The 2,377-nt window shown below is 55.3% G+C and carries 3 protein-coding genes; all 3 read right to left on the bottom strand.

Annotated elements, in window-relative coordinates; genetic code table 11:
* Window positions 1-146 precede the first annotated feature (146 nt).
* From LIX91_RS13655 to birA, 3 genes are read right to left on the bottom strand one after another with little or no spacing between them, the layout of a single operon-like run.
* Window positions 147-575, bottom strand: coding sequence for a hypothetical protein (locus LIX91_RS13655; protein ID WP_003419629.1), 429 nt, complete (start codon window positions 573-575; stop codon window positions 147-149).
* A 7-nt stretch (window positions 576-582) separates the two neighbouring features.
* Window positions 583-1,332, bottom strand: coding sequence for a pantothenate kinase (locus LIX91_RS13650; protein WP_003419632.1), 750 nt, complete (start codon window positions 1,330-1,332; stop codon window positions 583-585).
* On the bottom strand, window positions 1,322-2,281 hold the full coding sequence (birA, locus tag LIX91_RS13645) for a bifunctional biotin--[acetyl-CoA-carboxylase] ligase/biotin operon repressor BirA (protein ID WP_032703357.1): 960 nt from the start codon (window positions 2,279-2,281) through the stop codon (window positions 1,322-1,324). The genes LIX91_RS13650 and birA overlap by 11 nt, the downstream gene beginning before the upstream one ends.
* Window positions 2,282-2,377: the final 96 nt, after the last annotated feature.

Genomic DNA, 2,377 nt, shown 5'->3' with positions numbered 1-2,377 from the left:
CTCCTAAGCGAGGCAGCATTCTCAACTCATGCCGCCCTTCTGTCAACCTTTTTCTCAGTAAAAACCTGAGGTTACATGCGTTGACTACTACCACTCCGTTCGTGAGACTTTCACCTCACTGCGAAGCGGGCGCCATTCTATGTAAACTAATCAGCAGTTGCAATGCCCTCGCACGACATTATTTGATTTTTTAATTGCGGGAAATCCTGACTCAGCTGACTGATCAAGCCAGCTTCGACAAGGCGTCGGCTTTCCGGGACGATTTTCAGCCAGTAGGCGGTCGCCCCGCTCGTTTGCAAGGGCTGAAATTGAGACTGGATATCCAGACTGTTCAATCGCTGTTCTACCAGGCGCGCATCCTCTTGCCTGGCAAAGCCACCGACGTACAGACATTTGGTATCAGGATCGTGAGACACCCGCCCGGCATCCGACTCGCTGAGCAGACGAATATCCTGCTGAGAAGCACGGTGCAACGACAAGGGCATGACCTCTTTGGCCCTGAGCGGAGCCTCCTGCTGATGCCAGATGTAATAAAAGGCATTAAGCATCAACAGCAGAAGAAATAACCAACGCATAAAGACCTCAACGCAAAGGGCAGGCGAGAGCCAGCCCCACGAAGACCAGATCAGGAACGATACGGGCTCCTGGCAGCACATCCGCAATCAGGGCAGCATCGCCGCCAGTCACAAAAATAGCAAAGTCGTCACCCCAATACCCTCGGGCTATCTCGACCTGAGTCACTGCGAACCCCCGAAGCATCAGCGAACAGCCGCGCTCTACCGCTTCTGCGGTTGCGCGCCCGGGAACAAGACGAACCAAAGCCCGTTCCGCCTCTGTATCGTCATATCTGATGCGACGGGTATGGGTGCGCAGCTGATTGCGCATCAATGGCATCCCTGGACAGATGAAACCACCAAGATGCGCGCCGTCGGCGTCGACGAAATCAGAGGTCACTGCAGTGCCCAGATCAATCACCAGGCATGCACGCTTGACAAGGTGGTAAGCACCCACGAAAGCCAGCCAGCGATCCAGGCCGAGGCGCTCGAAATCGTCATAGCCGTTAATCACGCCTCCCAGCTCACGGGCAGGCACTGCGCAAACGGGAGCAACGGAGAACGCGTCGGCCAGCACAGAAACCAGACGCGCTGTTTCTTCAGCGCTGCGGACACTTACCAGACGGCAGTCGCTGAACGTTGTATCCGGCAGATTACGCAGGTGCTCCAACAAGGCTGCGTCAGAGTCAACGACACCAACGCTGACCACTGCTGCATCGCTTTTAGCGGTAATACGCCACTTGATGAAGCTGTTGCCACAATCGAGCTCAAGAATCATCTCGCAACCTCAGGCTCAGCTCTCCACCACTAAAGCTTTTTTCCACACCATTGACTTCCAACCGCAGCGCTCCAAGCGAGTCGACCCCTAACACTACGCCCTCCACGACATCTACTCCCGAGAGCAACTTGACTGCAGCCCCCTGCCACAAATGCCCGCGCTCCCACTCCTTCTGAAATGCCGCAAAGCCTTCCTTGCGATGAACCGTCATGAGAGCCTCAAGCTGTGTGCTTATACGAGCAGCGACCTGATTGCGATCAACAAGGTCGCCTGTTTCGAGCCTGACCGACGTCCACAGCTGATCGACCTCGCTGGTGGAGCGCATGTTTACGTTCACCCCTATCCCGATGATCACATGACACACGTCCGCAGGATCGCCAATCAGTTCGAGCAAAATGCCGGCGATCTTTTGCCTGCCAACGAGCACGTCATTTGGCCATTTAAGGCCTGCGCCCTGCACGCCCATATCACGCAGCACATTCATTACCGCGAGCCCCACCAACAAGCTGAGACCCTCCAACTGACGCATCCCGCCATCGATACGCAGGACCAGGCTGTAATACAGATTTTCAGCAAATGGACTGACCCACGTTCGACCACGCCGCCCTCTTCCGGAGGTCTGCTGCTCGGCCATTACCAGTACAGGCATGGCAACGCCTTGAGTGATCAGACGTGCGGCCTCAGCGTTGGTAGAGTCGATGGAATCGTAAGTGCGTACAGACCAGTTGGCAGGAAAGCCTGACTGCTCGATACCGGAGGGACTTAGAAGAGAAATGGGCGTTGCGAGTCTATAGCCACGACCACGCACCTTGTGGACATCTATACCCAGATCCGCCTCAAGCTGCTGAAGCTGCTTCCAGACAGCACTGCGACTTATGCCGAGGGCATCACCCAATACCTGCCCAGAATGAAACGCACCATCGGCAAGAAGCTTTAACAAGGTCAGCATTTGGAATCGCCTGGCAATAAGGCACGCATCATAGCCACGCAGAAGCATGATGCATAGAAACGAAAACGTCTTTTCACGCTGGTTTTTGCAGGCACT

The sequence above is a fragment of the Pseudomonas sp. B20 genome (genome assembly GCF_020515755.1).
GTDB classification, from domain to species: Bacteria; Pseudomonadota; Gammaproteobacteria; order Pseudomonadales; family Pseudomonadaceae; genus Aquipseudomonas; species Aquipseudomonas syringae.
This window is presented reverse-complemented; position numbering and strand designations above follow the sequence as displayed.